Raw genomic sequence first — 16,606 nt, 5'->3', positions numbered from 1 at the left:
CTCAATTCTCCCTGGTGCTCTCATCCGGTTTTTTGCACTCGGCGTCCGCATCGTCCGGCCGCAAGACAATCACGTGACGCTCGGCGTCAACTCCCGGCACGGATAACGCATGCGCCGCTTCAACCCGTACGTCAGCGGGCAATTGCGCGATTTCAGCGCTCGGCAAGGCGCCTTTCATCGCTAGCCAGCACCCGCCTTCAGCGAGCAGGTGTCGGGACAGGGCAACGAAATTCGCCAGTTCCGAAAAGGCCCGCGACGTGATCGCCGTAAAGCCAACCGACGGATGATACTGTTCGACCCGCCCGCAGTGAACGGCAGCGTTCGGAAGTGCCAGCTCAATGATCGCTTGGCGCAGGAAAGCCGCTTTCTTTGAATTGCTGTCGAGCAGCGTAACCGTCAGATCCGGCCGGGCAATAGCGAACGGGATTCCCGGCATGCCGCCGCCACTGCCGACGTCGAGCAGCGATCCGGCTGGAACGTAGGGCAGCACCGCCAAGGAGTCGAGCAAGTGGTGGCTGACGCCTTTTTCCTGATCGCGTAGCGCCGTCAGGCTATATGTCGCATTCCATTTGTTGAGCAGCGCGAGATAGGCAAGCAGCTTTTCCTGCGCCGCTACCGGCAACTCGATACCGAGTTCGGCCAGTCCCTGCGCAAGCCGGGCGGAGGTGCTCATGCGCTCCGCCGCGCGGCTTCGAGGCCGGCGCGTTTCAAATGGACGAGCAGGATCGAAATCGCTGCCGGCGTCATGCCTTGGATGCGCGATGCCTGGCCAATCGTCTGCGGGCGATGGCGGGTAAGCTTCTGGCGGATTTCGGCCGAAAGGCCGCTGATTCGGCTGTAGTCGATCGTTTCCGGCAGCTCGGTTTCCTCGTTCTCCAGACTCTTCGCCACTTCCTCGGCTTGGCGATCGATGTACCCCTGGTACTTGGCCTGAATCTCGACCTGCTCGATGACCGCCGGGTCCGCAACTCCGGCGTCAACCGAGGCGTCGCCGACGCGCAGCGTCATCAGGTTGGCGTAATTCACGTCGGGACGGCGCAAGAAATCGTACAAGGTATATTCGCGCTCCATCGGCTTACCGAGCACTCGCGTGGCTTCTTCGGCGCTCACCCGCGTCGGATGCACCCACGTCGAACGTAGACGCTCCTGTTCGCGGGCGATGGCCTCGCGCTTTTCGCAGAAAGCCTGCCAACGCTCGTCGCCGACGAGTCCCAGTTCGCGCCCCTGTTCTGTCAGGCGCATGTCGGCGTTGTCCTCGCGCAACGACAGACGGAATTCGGCGCGGCTCGTAAACATGCGGTAGGGTTCGGAGACACCGCGCGTGATCAGGTCGTCAACGAGTACGCCGAGGTAGGCTTCGTCACGACGCGGCGTCCAGGAGGCTTTACCCTGCGTCTGCAATGCGGCGTTGGCGCCGGCGAGCAGTCCCTGCGCGGCGGCTTCTTCGTAGCCCGTCGTGCCGTTGATCTGCCCGGCAAAGAAAAGGCCGCCGATGGCCTTGGTTTCAAGCGAGGACCTGAGGCCCGTGGGATCGAAATAGTCGTACTCGATCGCGTAGCCCGGCCGCAGGATATGGCAGTTTTCCAGCCCACGCATCGAACGCACGACGGCCAACTGGACGTCGAACGGCAGGCTGGTCGAAATCCCGTTCGGATAGATTTCGTGCGTCGTCAGGCCTTCCGGCTCGAGGAAGACGTTATGGCTTGTCTTGGAGGCAAAACGGTGGATCTTGTCTTCGATCGACGGGCAGTAGCGCGGCCCCACACCTTCGATGACGCCCGTGTACATTGGCGAACGATCGAGATTGGCCCGGATGATGTCGTGCGTACGCTCGTTGGTGTTCGTGATCCAGCAGGGCAATTGCCGGGGATGCTGACTCGCATCGCCGAGGAACGAGAACACCGGCAGAGGATCGTCCGAATACTGCTCCTCCATGACCGAGAAATCGATCGTCTTGCCGTCCAGCCGCGGCGGCGTGCCGGTCTTCAAACGACCGACGGGCAGTTTGAGCTCACGCAGGCGGGCCGCTAGAGATACCGAGGGCATGTCGCCCATGCGCCCGCCCTTGGTATTGGCAAGGCCGACGTGGATCAAGCCGTTGAGGAAGGTGCCGGCGGTAAGCACGACCGCGTCTGCGGCAAAACTGACGCCGAGCTGGGTCACCGCACCGACGACCCGGTCGCCTTCGACGAGCAAGTCGTCGCAGGCTTGCGCAAACAAAGTGAGGTTCGGCTGATTCTCCAGCCGGCGGCGAATCGCTTGCCGGTAAAGCACGCGGTCGGCCTGCGCACGCGTCGCGCGCACGGCGGGTCCCTTGCTTGAGTTGAGGATGCGGAACTGGATTCCCGCCTCATCGGTAGCCGCCGCCATAGCGCCGTCAAGCGCGTCCACTTCCTTGACGAGGTGACCCTTGCCGATGCCGCCGATCGACGGATTGCAACTCATCGTGCCCAACGTATCTAGACTGTGCGTCAGGAGCAGGGTCTTGGCGCCGATTCGCGCGCTGGCAAGAGCCGCCTCGGTGCCGGCATGGCCGCCGCCGACCACAATGACGTCAAAACGATCTGGATACAGCATTGAGAGAATCACGATCTTGGGAACGCAGGAGGGATGCGGATTTTAAGGCAATTCGCTGAAAGATAACAGGTTTCACCGTTTGTTTTCGCTCAAATCGGACTCCGGAAAGCGGCCTTCGGGCACCGGACGACATGCCGCGGGCGGGCTCGAGTGGCACGTTCAACTCACTTTTAACCGTTGGCTTCTGGCTACCGCTACAGCGCTGTTACCATACGCGGGACACCAGCTCTCCCGCCGTTGAGGCAAACAAGAAGACCCATTCGACCACGGAAGCCCGCATGAGCTCGCAATTCTCGCTGCTTAAAGCCCGCCGCTTCGGCCCCTTCTTTGCAACCCAGTTTCTCGGCGCTTTCAACGACAACCTCTTCAAGAACGCGCTGCTGGTGTTGCTGACCTTCCAGGCCGCTCAGTGGACAACGCTGAAACCCGAACTGCTCGCCAACCTTGCAGCGGGTATTTTCATCCTCCCGTTCTTCCTTTTCTCGGCCACGTCAGGACAGCTTGCCGACAAGGTGGACCGGGCACGCCTGGCGAGAACCGTCAAAGTGCTTGAAATCGGCATTGTGCTCGTTGCCGGTACGGGCTTCTGGCTCCACAGCCTCAACGTTCTGTTGGGGGCGTTGTTCCTGCTGGGCCTGCACTCAACGCTGTTTGGGCCCGTCAAGTACGCGATTCTTCCGCAGCATCTTGCAGAGGATGAACTGGTCGGCGGCAACGCCCTCGTGGAAGCCGGCACTTTTGTGGCCATTCTCCTCGGTACGCTTGTGGGCGGTTTGCTCGCGGGAATGGAGGGCGGCAAGGCGTGGATCAGCGCCGGCTGCCTGCTCACCGCCCTTGCAGGTTATGCCACCAGCCGGAGGATTCCTTCGGCGCCTGCGCCTGAACCGGGACTCCGGATCAATCCGAACCCGATCACGGAGACGTGGCGCAATATAGGCTTCGCGCGGGAGAACCGCACGGTCTTCCTGTCGATCCTCGGCATTTCCTGGTTCTGGTTGCTCGGTGCCTTGTTGCTTGCGCAGTTCCCGGCGTACGCGAAGAACGTTCTCGGCGGCACCGAATCCAGTGTTACCTTGCTCCTCGGCACATTCACGCTCGGCATCGGCACCGGGTCGCTGTTATGCGAACGGCTATCGGCCAAGCAGGTCGAGATCGGTCTGGTGCCCTTCGGTTCGATCGGTCTGACCGTGTTCTGCCTCGACCTCGCCTTCGTCACGCCAGCGGGTTCGTCGGGAGCTCCCTTGGGGATTCTGCCCCTCCTTGCCACGGGCGGCACGTTGCACGTGCTTGCCGACCTCTTCGCCATCGGCCTTTTCGGCGGCTTCTTCATCGTTCCGCTCTATGCACTGATGCAGATTCGCTCGAGCCTCAATCACCGGGCGCGCATCATTGCCGCGAACAATATCGTCAATGCCCTATTCATGGTCGTCGGCGCGCTCGTGGCGGCCGGGCTATTGTTGTATGGCCTTTCGATCCCGGCGCTGTTTGGCATCGCCGCGCTGTTTAACGCGATCGTCGCCGTCTATATCTATACCCTCGTTCCGGAATTCCTGTTGCGCTTCGTCATCTGGATGCTCGTGCATTCGGTTTATCGCCTGGAGAAGCGAGACACCGAGCGCATCCCGCTGGAAGGGGCCGCCGTCCTCGTTTGCAACCACGTGAGCTATGTCGATTCGCTGGTAATCGCCGCGGCCAGCCGGCGGCCCATCCGCTTCGTGATCAATGAGCGCTTCTTCGCGATGCCGCTACTGCACAGCCTGCTCAAGGCCGGGCGGGCGATCCCCTTTAACGCACGCGATGCCGCCGGGTTTCCGGATTCACGGACACTCGCCGATATCCGGAGTGCTCTCGATGCCGGCGAACTGATCGCCTTATTTCCGGAAGGCGACATCACGGCTGACGGCGATCTGCGGAACTTCCAGCCTTGGTTGAGCGAGATTCTCGACGGCGCCCCGGTCCCGGTCATTCCGGTCGCCGTCTCCGGGCTCTGGGGCAGCGTGTTTTCCCGGCATGCGGAGAACGGGCCACGGCGCCTGACCGGCTTGCGTCCGATGCGCGCGGTCGGCGTCACCGTCGGCATGCCGATGCCAGCGAAGCAAGCGACGCCCGACGGCCTCGCGCAAGGTGTCCTCGCGCTACGTGGAGAAACGCGGTAGGGTGCCGGCAACCGACGGAGATCGGCCGGCCGCAGTGATGTTTGGGGAAACGTCCAGCGCCGCTTGCTCGGCGCGATTCAACCGCGTAAGGTGATTGTCATGGCCGTGGCTGAACAACTCAACTCGACGGAAGTGCTCAAGAAGATGGGAAGGGAGTTGACGCGCATGCGCGTCCTGCTCGTCGACCGCCATTCGAGCGCCCGCAACAGCCTACGCGTCATTCTCTCGACGCTCGGTGTCACAGCCATTCACAATGCGGGCAGCACGGCGGAGGTGTTGCGGCAGGTGAAGGGGTTTCCCTTCGACATCATTTTCGCCGACTACCATCTGGAAGACGGCCGTGATGGCCAGCAGCTCCTCGAGGAATTGCGACAGAAGCACCTAATCCCGCTTTCTACTGTATACATGGTGATTACGGCCGAGCGCGCCTATCAGAACGTCGTCTCGGTCGCCGAATTGGCGCCCGATGACTACCTGATCAAGCCCTTTACCGCTGATCAGCTGCAAAGCCGGCTGGCGCGTGCGCTGTACAAGAAGCGCTTCTTCGCGCGGGTGTTCGAGCATCTGGACAACGGCGCCTACCTCGATGCCCTCGCCGCCTGCGAAGCGCTGCAGGGGCAGGAAGAGTTGTTTCATTACGACACGCTGCGCTTCAAAGGCGAAATCCTCAACGTTCTGGGCCGTTACGACGAGGCGAAGGCGGTGTATCAGGAGGTTCTGGACAACGCCATGGTGCCCTGGGCCCGTATGGGCCTGGCGGTTGCGCTACGCGGCATGGACAATCTCGATGAGGCGGAGGCGATCGGCGCCGAATTGATCGAGGAGTTCCCGCAATACCTCGCGGCCTACGACTTCGTCGCCAGCGTGCGCGAGGAGATGGGTAAGCTCCCTGAGGCGCAGGAAGCCTTGCTGAAGGCGTCGGAACGGTCGCCGAACAACTCGGCCCGGCAACGCATGATCGGCGACGTAGCGATGCGCAACGACGACCTCGACGCGGCGGAGCGGGCCTACAGCAAGGTGCTCGAACGGCGCCGCGGCTCGTCGCTGCGAGTCATCGACGACTATACGAACCTGAGCCGCGTCATGCTCGGCAATGGGCATACCGAAGGAGCTCGCCGTGTCACCCAGGAATTGCGACGCGACTGGCGTGGCAGTCGGCAGGGCGAGCTCGCGGCACTGATCATGGATAGTCTCTGCGCCGACAAGGAAGGCGAGCCGGCGAAGGCAAAACAGTCGCTGGAGAAAGCGCTCGAACTGCATAACGAACTGCGTAACGACGGCCTCGCTGGCGAGTTTTCACAGAAGATCGCGGTCGACCTGGCGCACGCCTGCCTTGCCAACGGCGATGAGGCGACGGCCCAGGAAATCCTGGGCAAAGTCGCCGCCGAGTACAACGAAGACCGCGGCATGATCGCGCAGATCCGGGGTGTGTTCAGCAAGACGGGCAAGGAAGAGGCTGGGCAGACATTGCTCGCCAAGGTCAGTCGCGAGATCGTGGAGCTCAACAACCGTGGCGTGCTCGCGGCGCGCAGCGGCAACCTCGAAGGCTCTGTGCAGATGCTGATCGAGGCGGCCGAGCGCGTTCCCAATCTGCAATTCCTGGTCAACGCGACGAAGGCCATCTTCACGCTCATCGATCGCAAGGGTTGGAACGAACCCCTCGCGATTCGGGGCCTCCGCTATCTCGAGATGGCGCAGAGCAAGGAAGAACGCAATCCGAAAGTCATATCCGCGCGCGAGCTCTGCCACCAGGTCGCACGCAAATACGGAATCGAAATCGTGCAGGGAGGAATCCGGTCGCCGCGCGAGAAAAATGCGTCTGGCGCTCTCCCTGCGCGCGCGAGCTGAGACTAGATGCCGAAACGTTGCCGGCCCATTCCCTGCCGAACTATAGCCGCTGCAGTCGCACCGCTTTAGGTCACCGGCGCCGGGTTGAAAATGGCCAAGTCGTTGTACAGCCCCCAGCGGTCGGACCATGTCTTCTTGCGCCCGCTCGCAACATCGAGAATGAGTTGGAAGATTTCCTGGCCGACGTCCTCGATCGTCGCCTCACCGGTCGCGATCCGCCCGGCGTCCACTTCCATCAGGTCATGCCAGCGTGCGGCGAGGCCGGAACGCGTGGCCACCTTGATGACCGGTGCGGCCTCAAGCCCATAGGGCGTACCGCGACCAGTCGTGAACACCTGCAAGGTCATTCCCGAAGCAAGCTGCTCGGTGCCGCAGACGAAATCACTGGCCGGCGTCGCCGCAAAGATGAGGCCCTTCCGGTTCACCTTCTCGCCCGGCCCCAGCACACCCGCAATCGCGCTCTTGCCTGACTTCGCGATCGACCCCAGCGCTTTCTCGACGACATTCGCCAAGCCGCCCTTCTTGTTACCGGGCGACGGATTGGCTGCTCGGTCAGTTTGTCCGAGGGCCAGGTAGTTGTCGTACCACGCCATCTCGCGCAGCAAGGCGTGGCCGACCTCCGCGTCCGCTGCACGCGGCGTGAGCAAATGGATCGCATCGCGCACTTCGGTGACTTCGGAGAACATGACGGTAGCCCCTGCGCGTACCAGTAGGTCGGCGGCATGACCCACCGCGGGATTGGCGGTTACGCCCGAAAATGCATCGCTGCCGCCACATTGAACGCCGACCACGAGATCCGATGCCGGGCACGTTTCACGACGCCGTAAGTTGAGTTTCTCAAGATGCTTCTCGGCTTGCGCCATGATCGCGTCGACCATCGACATGAAACCTATGAACTTTTCGTCCTGCAGGCAGACGATGTCGTCGGAAGCGACCTTGATCGGTATGCCACCTTCCTTGAGCAATCGGTCGGGCGTCAGCTTTTCGCAGCCTAGGCTGATCACCATGACCTCGTTGCCGAAGTTCGGATTGAGCGCCAGGTTATGAACGGTTCGTATGGGGATGATCGCCGCCGGCGCGTTGATCGCCACCCCGCATCCATAGATATGGTTCAGGCCCACCACACCGTCCACATTCGGATACTTCGGCAGGAGTTCGGCTTTGATCCGTTTCACGACGTAATCGACGACCCCCGCGACGCACTGCACACTGGTGGTGATCGCCAGCAGATTCTTCGTGCCCACCGAACCATCGGGGTTCCGGTACCCTTCGAAGGTGTAACCTTCGAGCGGTGGTAAGGGCGGCGGCACGCGGGTCGCCAGCGGGAGGCTATCGAGCGCCGGGGCTTCGGGCAGACGCACGAGCGACTCTTCGACCCAACTTCCCAGAGGAATTGGTTTCACCGCATAGCCGATGATTTCACCGTAGCGTACGATCGGCGCGCCTTCGGGCAAGTCGGAAAGCGCCACCTTGTGCCCTTGTGGAACGTGCTCGCGCAGGGTCAGTCCGTCGTCGAAAACAGTGCCTGTGGCCAAGCCACCGGAATTGACGACAATCGCTACGTTATCGGCATCGTGAACCTTGATGCGCAGTGGCTTTCCGACTTGAGATTCGGCGGACATGGAATGCGTTTACTCCTTGAACGTTTCCTCGCGTTTCTTGCTGATCGACGGCATCAGCACAACGACCATCGCGACGGCCGCAACGACAAGCAAGGTTGCGCTGAGCGGGCGAGTAAAGAACACCGAGAAGTCCCCCGAGGACATCAACAGCGCGCGCCGCAGGTATTCTTCCATCATCGGACCGAGGATGAATCCAAGCAGCATGGGCGCCGGTTCGCATTCAAGCTTGCTGAACACATAACCCGCCAAACCGAAGAACGCCATCATGAAGACATCCCACTCGGTGTTGTTGATGCTGATGACGCCGATGGCACAGAAGACGATGATCACCGGGAACATTAGATGGTAGGGGGCGGTGATCAGTTTCACCCAAAGCCCGATCAAAGGCAGGTTCAGTACGATCAAGAAGAGGTTGCCGATCCACATCGAAGCGATCAGGCCCCAGAACAGCGCCGGTTGCTCCGACAAAACCGACGGCCCTGGCTGGATGCTATGGATCATCATCGCGCCGATCATGATGGCCATGGTCGGATTCGACGGAATGCCGAGGGTCAGCATCGGGATGAATGAGGTCTGCGATCCGGCATTGTTCGCAGATTCAGGCCCCGCGACACCTTCGATGGCACCCTCGCCGAATGGTACGGTGCTTTTTGCGACCTTTTTCTCAACCGCGTAGGAGGCAAAGGACGAAAGTACCGCGCCGCCTCCGGGCAGGATGCCGAGGAACGAGCCGACCGTCGTGCCGCGCAACACGGACGGAAGAATATGCTTGAATTCGGCCCACGACAGGCGGAGTCCAGAGACGGACTTGAGCATCAGGTCGCGCTTGTCCTTCTTCTCTAGATTGTTGATGATTTCGCCAAGACCGTACATGCCCATGGCCAGCACGACGAAGTTGACGCCATCGGCTAGCCACGGAGCGCCGAAGGTGAAGCGTTCTGCGCCGGAGTTCACGTCGGTACCGATGATGCCGAGCAGCAACCCCAGAAAGATCATCCCGAGCGCGTGAAGCAGCGAGCCGTGCGCGAGCACGATGGATACGACAAGCCCCAGTACGAGCAGCGAGAAGTATTCCGCCGGGCCGAACTTCAGCGCCATTTCGGCGAGCGGCGGCGCGAAGAGCGCGATCAGGAACGTGGCGATCGTTCCGGCAATGAACGAGCCGATCGCTGCTGTCGCCAGCGCTTTCCCTGCTTCGCCGCGTTTAGCCATCGCGTGGCCGTCCAGCGCGGTGATCACCGAGGACGCTTCACCCGGGAGGTTCACCAGGATGGCTGTGGTCGAGCCGCCGTATTGGGCGCCGTAGAAAATGCCGGCCAGCATGATCAATGCCGTGACCGGCTGAAAGCTGAACGTCACCGGCAGCAGCATGGCGATCGTAGCCACAGGTCCAAGCCCTGGCAAAACACCGATCAGCGTGCCGAGTACAACGCCGACGAAACAGTAGAAGAGGTTGGCTAGCGAAAACGCCGTGCTGAAGCCAAGTGACAGATTTGCCAAGATGTCCATGGGGCTCTCTTATTCGCTTTCGCTAGATACCGAACCAGGGGCCGATGATGGCAAACGGTAGCCCCAGCCCCTTCACGAAGACCAAAGCGCTGAAGACGCTGGTCAGGACGGCCAGTAGCAGGGCCGTTTTCAGGCGAAACTGATCGCTCGCCCACGCGCTAACGATGACCAGAAGGATCAACGAAGGCACAAGGCCCGCTCCCCGCACAAGCACGCCGAACAGGACGACGCTGCCGAGCACGAGCACGATTTCCTTCCATGAGAAAGCTGGGATGCCTTCGCCTTTATTAAAAAAGGAGCGCACCATCGAGATGGCGCCCACGAGGACGAGCAATCCGCCGAGCATCGTGGGAAAGTAGCCTGGGCCCATGCGCACGCTGGTGCCCATGTTGTAATCCCGGGCGATGATGATTGCACCGAGGCCGACGGCGGAGTACATCAACCCGGCGTAAAAATCCCTCGGGTGTTTGATCAACGAACTCATTTGCGGTCCTCAACTCGCCTTCTCAAATGAGCGGCCGGCGGCGGTCAGAGTTCGTAATGCCTCTCCGCCGCCAATGCCCCTCTCCCGTATTGTTGTTCTTGGCTGGCTAACGCTCGAGCGATCGAAAGATCAATCCAAAGTGATCTTGCCGACTTCGATGACGTGCTTCCACTTGGCCAACTCGGATTGCAGGAACTTCTCAAACTCCTCCGGAGTGGACGCCGTTACCTCGAATCCCGGGTCGGTCAACTTCTTGGCCGTCTCTGGATCCTTGAGCGCGGCCATCATCGCGGCATGCAGGGTATTCTTCACGTCTGCCGGCAGCCCCTTGGGCGCCCCGAGCGCTTGCCAGGACGTGACCACCATGTCCTTGTAGCCGAGCTCAACCATGGTCGGTACATCGGGTAGAAGCGCGGCGCGCTTCTCGCTAGTCACTGCGAGCGCCCGCAACTTGCCGGCCTTGATGTGGCCGATGACGTTGTTCAGGTTTTGGAAAGATACCTCCGCGTGGCCGGCCACCAAGTCGGCGATGGCCGGGCCGCCGCCCTTGTACGGGACGTGAATGCCGGTGGTGTCGGTCAGCATCCAGAACAAGGCGATTGATAGGTGATCGGAAGAGCCGGCGCCCGAAGACGGGAAGGTGACCTTGTTCGGTTTCTGCTTCAAATAAGCGACCAACTCCTTGACGTCCTTGGCTGGGACATTCGGGTTGGTCACCAGGACGTTGGGCGACTTGACGGCGACGGTCAGCAGATCGAAATCTTTGGCCGGGTCGTAAGCCAGATTTTTCTGCAGGAATGGGTTCGCGGCCCACATGCCGATGGAGGCGCAGAGGACCGTGTAGCCATCCGGCGCCGCCCGCTTGACCTGTGTGGCTCCGATTGCGCCGGTCGCACCCGGCTTGTTTTCGACGACGACCGGCTGCCCGAGCTTTTCGGACATCTTCGGAGTCATGATGCGCGCCAACATATCTGTTGAACCACCAGGCGGGAACGGCACGATAATCGTCACCGGTTTGTCGGGGTAGGCCGCCTGCGCACCCGCAGCCAGGACGAGCCCCGCCAGCAGAGCCGTGATTGTCTTTTTCATCATGAGCTTCTCCTCTCTGTAAAGTAATCCCGTTTATTCTTCGCGCATTCTCGGGACACAAAATGCGCTTTTATGGCCGGAATCACCGCCGCACCTGCCGGTTCGTTCCGACTTAGTTATTTGTTCGCCTAGTCTTCGGCTACCTTTTTGCGTCTCAAGTCGATGGCACTCCCCGACGGGACTGTTCAATGAAAATCGCCCGGAAGTCATTCACGTTGGTTAGCGTCGGCCCGGTGACAATGGAATCGTCGAGAGCGCTGAAAAAGCCATGTCCGTCGTTGTTGGCAAGGGAATCCTTGGGCCGGATATTCTTGGCCCAGGCCCGCGACAGCGAGTCCGGCGCGAGATAAGCGCCGGCAATTTCCTCAACGCCATCCACGCCGTCGGTGTCGCCAGCAAGGGCGTGCACACCGGGCAGGCCATCGAGAGCCACGCCGAGGGAGAGCAGAAACTCGACGTTGCGCCCGCCCCGGCCCGTGCCGCGCACCGTCACCGTGGTTTCGCCCCCGGAAAGGAGAATGCACGGCGGCGTAAAGGGCTGCTGGTGGGTCGCTACTTGGCGAACGAAGCCGGCCATCACTTTGCCGACGTCACGCGCTTCACCTTCAATGCTGTCACCGAGAATATGCGCCGTCACCCCGGCCGCCTGAGCCACTCTGGCCGCGGCTTCCAATGCCATTTGCGGCGTCGCGATAAGGTGTGTCTCACTGCCGGCCAGGCGTGGATCATCCGGCTTGACTGATTCTCCGCGGCCACTTTCCAGGACTTCGCGCACATGGGTCGGCAAGGCAATGCCGTAGCGCCGAACGATGGAGAGCGCATCCTCGCAGGTTGTCGGATCGCCGACGGTGGGCCCAGAGGCGATATCGCAAGGGTTATCGCCCGGAACATCGGATATCAACAGCGTCACCAAACGTGCCGGATGGCAGGCCGCCGCCAGACGGCCTCCCTTGATCGCAGATAGATGGCGCCGTACGCAATTCATCTCGCCGATGCTGGCGCCGGATTTGAGCAGTTCGCGGTTCACAGCCTGCTTGTCTTCGAGCGTCAGTCCATCGAGCGGCAAGGGCAGGAGAGCGGATCCGCCGCCCGAAATCAGACACAGGACGGTATCGTCTGCCGTCAAATCACTAACCAGACGCTTGATGCGCCGAGCCGCTTCCAGGCCCGCGGCGTCAGGAACAGGATGTGCCGCCTCAACGATCTCAATACGCTGACACGGAACCGCGTAGCCATAGCGCGTGACGACGATTCCCGACAACGATTCCGGCCAGTATTTCTCGACGACTTGAGCCATTGCTGCCGACGCTTTGCCCGCACCGATGACGACCAGGCGGCCTTTGGGCGGCTCCGGCAGGTAAAGCGGAACGCCATGAGCAGGCTGCGCCGCTTCGATGGCGGCGGCAAACATCTTCTGCAGCAGTTCGCGTGGATTCACGGCGGCGGTCGTCGTCATGGCGGGCTTATTCGTCTCAGGCCTTCTGTCCGATCTCGAAGTGAGCGAGGATTTCGAGGGCGCGGACCATGGCCGAGTGATCCCAGGCCGAACCGCCGTGGGCCGCACAGGCGTTGAACAGCTCCTGACACGTGGCCGTATTGGGCAACGACACCCCGAGCTTGCGCGCCGACGAGAGCGCGAGGTTCAAGTCCTTCTGATGCAGTTCGATGCGGAAGCCCGGGTTGAACGTGCGCTTGACCATGCGTTCGCCGTGCACCTCGAGAATCTTCGACGACGCGAAACCGCCCATCAGCGCCGCCCGGACCTTGGCCGGGTCGGCCCCGGCCTTGGACGCGAAGAGCAAGGCTTCGCCCACCGCTTCGATGGTCAGCGCCACGATGATCTGGTTGGCGACCTTGGCCGTCTGCCCGTCGCCGTTGCCGCCGACGAGGGTGATGTTCTTGCCCATGAGTTCGAAGAGCGGCTTCACCTTCTCAAAGGTGGCTTCGCCGCCGCCGACCATGATCGACAGGGTGGCGTTCTTGGCGCCGACTTCCCCCCCGGAGACCGGAGCGTCAAGGTATTGGCAGCCCAAGGCATTGATCTTCTGGGCGAACTCCTTGGTCTCGATAGGCGAGATCGAGCTCATGTCGACGACGATCTTGCCGGGGGTGAGGCCTTCGGCAATCCCGTTCGGGTCGAAGAGGGCACTGGCCACATGCGGGGTGTCGGGGACCATGGTGATGATCACTTCGGCCTGTTGCGCCACTTCTTTGCCACAGGCGCAGGCTTTGCCGCCCGCCTGCACGAGACGCTCCGGAATGCTCGGGATACTGTACAGAAACACCTCATGCCCGGCCTGGATCAGGTGTTCGGCCATCGGCGTGCCCATGATCCCCAGTCCTACGAAGCCTACTTTGCTCATCGTTTCTCCTTTACGTTCTCTCTGGCGGCCGGACAGCCTCGCTTCTTTGTCGGTTGCCGCGGCTCCCGTCTACTAATTCATCCGTATTTGGCGGCAGATCATTTGTACTTGTTGCACAGGGTCAGCGAAGCGCCGCGGAAGAGGCCAAGATCACTGCCCACCGCAACGAAGGTCACGCCCATCTCCAGATAGCGCCGCGCGTCCGCCTCCGCCGGGGCGAGGATACCCGCCGGTTTGCCGTGCGCCTTGGCCGCGGCGAATACCCTCTGCATCGCGTCCTGGACCTCCGGATGCGCGGCATTCCCGAGTTGGCCGTACGCGGCGGCGAGATCCGAGGGGCCGACGAACAAACAATCGACGCCATCGACGGCACAGATTTCATCGATCGCCTCCACCGCCTTGCGGCTCTCGATCTGTACGATGACGGCGATGTTGTCGTTGATCACCTGCATATAGTCCTTCACCGCACCGTAACGATTGCTGCGGTGACCGACCGAAACACCGCGCATTCCCTGCGGCGGGTAGCGGGTAGAAGCGACGGCACGCTGAGCATCCTCCGCGGATTCGACGAAAGGCACCAGGAAGTTGTAAAAACCGATGTCGAGCAGCCGCTTGATGACGACGGGGTCGTTCCAAGGTGGCCGCACAACCGGTGCGCTGACGCTGTCCTTGAGCGCCATTAGCTGGGGAATGAATGACAACACATCGTTCGGCGCATGCTCGCCATCCAGCAATAGCCAATCGAAACCCGCCAGCCCCATGATTTCCGTGGTGATCGGACTCCCCAGCGAACACCAGCAACCGATCAGCCGCTTTCCGGCCGCCAGGTCCTGACGGAACCGGTTCGGTAATGCGCAGTACGCCGTTTCGCTCATTTGTTGTTCCTGCCTGTTCCCATGATTGATCTTTGTCGCCGCATCGACACCGCTTCCGATCTTCGCCGGTGACGTTACTTAGGTAATCTTTAGCTCGTCGGCTTAAAATCAGTCGTCGTACGACTGGCTTGTGAGTATAATGACCGCATTGATTTTTGCAAGCGAAACTCGCACCCTTCTGCCACCCGTTACGACAGGCATCCGAAATGGACCACGTCAACGCGCCTTCGCTGCCCCGGCGGCGCTCCCGCAGCCTCGCTCAGGAGGTCATGAATGACCTTTCCGAGAAGATTCGCAGCGGTGTCTACCGCCCCGGAGACAAGCTGCCCACAGAACCCGAAGTCATGGCGGAACAAGGCGTTAGCCGCACCGTCGTGCGAGAAGCGATGTCGCGCTTGCAGGCGGCCGGCCTCGTCGAAACGCGTCATGGCATCGGCACTTTCGTCTTACCGCCCAAGCCAGCCGGCCTTGACCTGATGACGGTCGTCACGATCCGCGACATTCTGGCCATGCTCGAGTTGCGGATCAGCATCGAGACCGAAGCTGCCGGGCTCGCAGCGTTGCGGCGTACGCCCGAGCAACTCGCGCGCATGCACCGTGCCATCGAGACGATCAACGAGAATATTTCGAAAGGCGAGCGCTCGGTAGATGCGGATTTCCAATTCCATCTGCAAATCGCGCAAGCGACCGGCAACAAGTACTTCGAAGACTTTTACCGTCACCTCGGCACAGCCACGATTCCGCGCGATCGCCTTGATACTCCACAGCTTTCAGCGGAACCCGCGCCTAACTACATGTTCCGCGCCAATCGCGAACATGAATACATCCTGAGCGCGATCGAGCGCAAAGACCCAGAGATGGCGAGGGCCAGCATGCGTATGCATCTGTCCAACAGCAGCGAACGGTTGAAACGAGCAAGCGAACAGGCGGAAGAAAAGAGCCAAGAGGGAACGAAGGGCAAAGACCCGACCGCGGAATCCTAACTCAAGTCGTACGACGTTTTAACTCCAACGCGCAACAGCTGACGCATTGGGGTCGGCAAAGCCGCGGTTTCGATTTCCTCCCGCGCGAGCCATTGCCAATCTGCTTCCGCAACCATCGACTGCAGGCGCTCGACTCGGCACAGCAGCGTCGTGATATTCAGCCGGAAGTGGCTGAACGTGTGTTTCAGAGGCGAGAGGGGCCGCATATCAAGCAACCGGCACCCGACGCGGCTGGCGAAAGCTCGTGCCTCGGCAACTCCACCTTCGGGAAGCACCAGTAGCCCGCCCCAGATTCCGGCGGCCGGGCGGCGCTCAACCAGAACGCGCTCTCCGTCTGTCAGGAGAAGAACCGTTGTTTCGCGTTCCAGAAGCACCTTCTTAGGGCGAGCCACGGGCAGTTCGCTTTGCCTTCCGTCGCGGCGGGCAACGCAAACGTCGTACATCGGGCACGCGGTACATAGCGGCTTGCTGCGCACACACAAGGTCGCGCCGAGATCCATCAACCCTTGTGTATACGCTTCAATGCTCTCTTCCGGCAGCAGCGATTCGGCCAGTTCCCGCATTTGCGGCTCGGTACGCGCGGCCCCCGGAAAGCCTTCGATGCCGAAACAGCGTGCGAGCACCCGCTTGACGTTGCCATCCAGGATCGCGGCGCGCGTACCGAACGCAAAGGCCGCAATGGCTGCCGCAGTCGAAAAGCCAATCCCCGGGAGTTCGGCAATGGCGACCGGGTCCGCCGGAAACCGGCCGCCGTGCTGAGAAGCGAGGATCTGCGCGCAACGATGCAGGTTACGGGCTCGCGCGTAGTAGCCGAGGCCAGCCCATAGCTCCAGCACGGTTTCGACCGGAGCTCCAGCCAGCGCCTCTATCGTGGGAAAGCGGTCTAGGAAACGCTGATAGTAAGGGATGACCGTCGCCACCTGCGTTTGCTGCAACATGATCTCCGACAACCAGATCCGATAGGGGTCGCGCGTCCTTTGCCAAGGCAGATCATGCCGTCCATGCCGACGCTGCCATGCCACCAGGCGGGCGGAAAAGTCGCTCATCGGGTTCCTTCTTGACGCGAGCTGGCCATCCGGGGCCGCTCGACACGCTGCGCG

At 61.4% G+C, this 16,606-nt stretch carries 13 protein-coding genes; 3 read left to right on the top strand and 10 right to left on the bottom strand.

Translation table 11 applies throughout. The features are described from left to right. Nucleotide 1: 1 nt before the first annotated feature. Both rsmG and mnmG read right to left on the bottom strand, forming a co-directional pair. Nucleotides 2-673 (bottom strand): 16S rRNA (guanine(527)-N(7))-methyltransferase RsmG, encoded by a 672-nt coding sequence (gene rsmG, locus NZ453_RS12110; protein WP_263770861.1) that lies wholly within the window; start codon nt 671-673, stop codon nt 2-4. Then, on the bottom strand, nt 670-2,577 hold the full coding sequence (gene mnmG / locus NZ453_RS12105) for a tRNA uridine-5-carboxymethylaminomethyl(34) synthesis enzyme MnmG (RefSeq protein ID WP_263770860.1): 1,908 nt from the start codon (nt 2,575-2,577) through the stop codon (nt 670-672). Before mnmG ends, rsmG begins: the two co-directional genes overlap by 4 nt. Before the next feature lie 278 nt (nt 2,578-2,855). Here mnmG and NZ453_RS12100 point away from each other — a divergent pair, with 278 nt between their 5' ends. Both NZ453_RS12100 and NZ453_RS12095 read left to right on the top strand, forming a co-directional pair. Further along, nucleotides 2,856-4,733 carry an MFS transporter gene (locus NZ453_RS12100; protein ID WP_263770859.1) on the top strand — a complete coding sequence of 626 codons (1,878 nt, stop codon included), beginning with the start codon at nt 2,856-2,858 and terminating at the stop codon, nt 4,731-4,733. Nucleotides 4,734-4,832: 99 nt separating this feature from the next. Then, entirely contained in the window at nt 4,833-6,581 is a 1,749-nt protein-coding gene (locus NZ453_RS12095) for a response regulator (RefSeq protein WP_263770858.1), read from the top strand. Between the two features lie 65 nt (nt 6,582-6,646). On the opposite strand, the gene garD is transcribed toward NZ453_RS12095, so the two are convergent. From garD to garL, 7 genes are all read right to left on the bottom strand, one after another. After that, a complete protein-coding gene (garD, locus tag NZ453_RS12090) occupies nt 6,647-8,203 on the bottom strand; it encodes a galactarate dehydratase (RefSeq protein ID WP_263770857.1) in 1,557 nt (518 codons plus the stop codon). A 9-nt stretch (nt 8,204-8,212) separates the two neighbouring features. After that, complete coding sequence (locus NZ453_RS12085) at nt 8,213-9,712, bottom strand: tripartite tricarboxylate transporter permease (protein ID WP_263770856.1); 1,500 nt, start codon at nt 9,710-9,712, stop codon at nt 8,213-8,215. A 22-nt stretch (nt 9,713-9,734) separates the two neighbouring features. Continuing rightward, a complete protein-coding gene (locus NZ453_RS12080) occupies nt 9,735-10,196 on the bottom strand; it encodes a tripartite tricarboxylate transporter TctB family protein (protein WP_263770855.1) in 462 nt (153 codons plus the stop codon). A gap of 129 nt (nt 10,197-10,325) precedes the next feature. Then, nucleotides 10,326-11,288, bottom strand: a complete 963-nt coding sequence (locus NZ453_RS12075) for a Bug family tripartite tricarboxylate transporter substrate binding protein (protein ID WP_263770854.1) — start codon at nt 11,286-11,288, stop codon at nt 10,326-10,328. Between the two features lie 151 nt (nt 11,289-11,439). Beyond that, nucleotides 11,440-12,741, bottom strand: coding sequence for a glycerate kinase type-2 family protein (locus NZ453_RS12070; protein WP_263770853.1), 1,302 nt, complete (start codon nt 12,739-12,741; stop codon nt 11,440-11,442). 16 nt (nt 12,742-12,757) lie between these two features. Continuing rightward, nucleotides 12,758-13,648, bottom strand: a complete 891-nt coding sequence (gene glxR, locus NZ453_RS12065; protein WP_263770851.1) for a 2-hydroxy-3-oxopropionate reductase — start codon at nt 13,646-13,648, stop codon at nt 12,758-12,760. A 98-nt stretch (nt 13,649-13,746) separates the two neighbouring features. Further along, nucleotides 13,747-14,523: a 2-dehydro-3-deoxyglucarate aldolase gene (gene garL / locus NZ453_RS12060; RefSeq protein ID WP_263770850.1), complete on the bottom strand. Its 777-nt coding sequence runs from the start codon at nt 14,521-14,523 to the stop codon at nt 13,747-13,749. Nucleotides 14,524-14,729: 206 nt separating this feature from the next. On the opposite strand from garL, the gene NZ453_RS12055 reads away from it, so the two are divergent. Further along, a complete protein-coding gene (locus NZ453_RS12055; RefSeq protein WP_263770849.1) occupies nt 14,730-15,506 on the top strand; it encodes a FadR/GntR family transcriptional regulator in 777 nt (258 codons plus the stop codon). Here NZ453_RS12055 and mutY read toward each other — a convergent pair. Beyond that, nucleotides 15,503-16,552: an A/G-specific adenine glycosylase gene (gene mutY / locus NZ453_RS12050; RefSeq protein WP_263770848.1), complete on the bottom strand. Its 1,050-nt coding sequence runs from the start codon at nt 16,550-16,552 to the stop codon at nt 15,503-15,505. The two genes, NZ453_RS12055 and mutY, sit on opposite strands and share 4 nt — an antisense overlap. Between the last annotated feature and the right edge of the window lie 54 nt (nt 16,553-16,606).

The organism is Propionivibrio soli (genome assembly GCF_025770765.1).
Lineage (GTDB): Bacteria > Pseudomonadota > Gammaproteobacteria > Burkholderiales > Rhodocyclaceae > Propionivibrio > Propionivibrio soli.
The sequence above is the reverse complement of the archived record's forward strand: the minus strand, read 5'-3'. Positions and strand labels throughout refer to the sequence as shown.

Bases quoted from the DNA above. Each gene is read 5' to 3' on its own strand.
- rsmG (WP_263770861.1), bottom strand. From the start codon at position 673: ATGAGCACCTCCGCCCGGCTTGCGCAGGGACTGGCCGAACTCGGTATC.
- mnmG (WP_263770860.1), bottom strand. From the start codon at position 2,577: ATGCTGTATCCAGATCGTTTTGACGTCATTGTGGTCGGCGGCGGCCAT.
- NZ453_RS12100 (WP_263770859.1), top strand. From the start codon at position 2,856: ATGAGCTCGCAATTCTCGCTGCTTAAAGCCCGCCGCTTCGGCCCCTTC.
- NZ453_RS12095 (WP_263770858.1), top strand. From the start codon at position 4,833: ATGGCCGTGGCTGAACAACTCAACTCGACGGAAGTGCTCAAGAAGATG.
- garD (WP_263770857.1), bottom strand. From the start codon at position 8,203: ATGTCCGCCGAATCTCAAGTCGGAAAGCCACTGCGCATCAAGGTTCAC.
- NZ453_RS12085 (WP_263770856.1), bottom strand. From the start codon at position 9,712: ATGGACATCTTGGCAAATCTGTCACTTGGCTTCAGCACGGCGTTTTCG.
- NZ453_RS12080 (WP_263770855.1), bottom strand. From the start codon at position 10,196: ATGAGTTCGTTGATCAAACACCCGAGGGATTTTTACGCCGGGTTGATG.
- NZ453_RS12075 (WP_263770854.1), bottom strand. From the start codon at position 11,288: ATGATGAAAAAGACAATCACGGCTCTGCTGGCGGGGCTCGTCCTGGCT.
- NZ453_RS12070 (WP_263770853.1), bottom strand. From the start codon at position 12,741: ATGACGACGACCGCCGCCGTGAATCCACGCGAACTGCTGCAGAAGATG.
- glxR (WP_263770851.1), bottom strand. From the start codon at position 13,648: ATGAGCAAAGTAGGCTTCGTAGGACTGGGGATCATGGGCACGCCGATG.
- garL (WP_263770850.1), bottom strand. From the start codon at position 14,523: ATGAGCGAAACGGCGTACTGCGCATTACCGAACCGGTTCCGTCAGGAC.
- NZ453_RS12055 (WP_263770849.1), top strand. From the start codon at position 14,730: ATGGACCACGTCAACGCGCCTTCGCTGCCCCGGCGGCGCTCCCGCAGC.
- mutY (WP_263770848.1), bottom strand. From the start codon at position 16,552: ATGAGCGACTTTTCCGCCCGCCTGGTGGCATGGCAGCGTCGGCATGGA.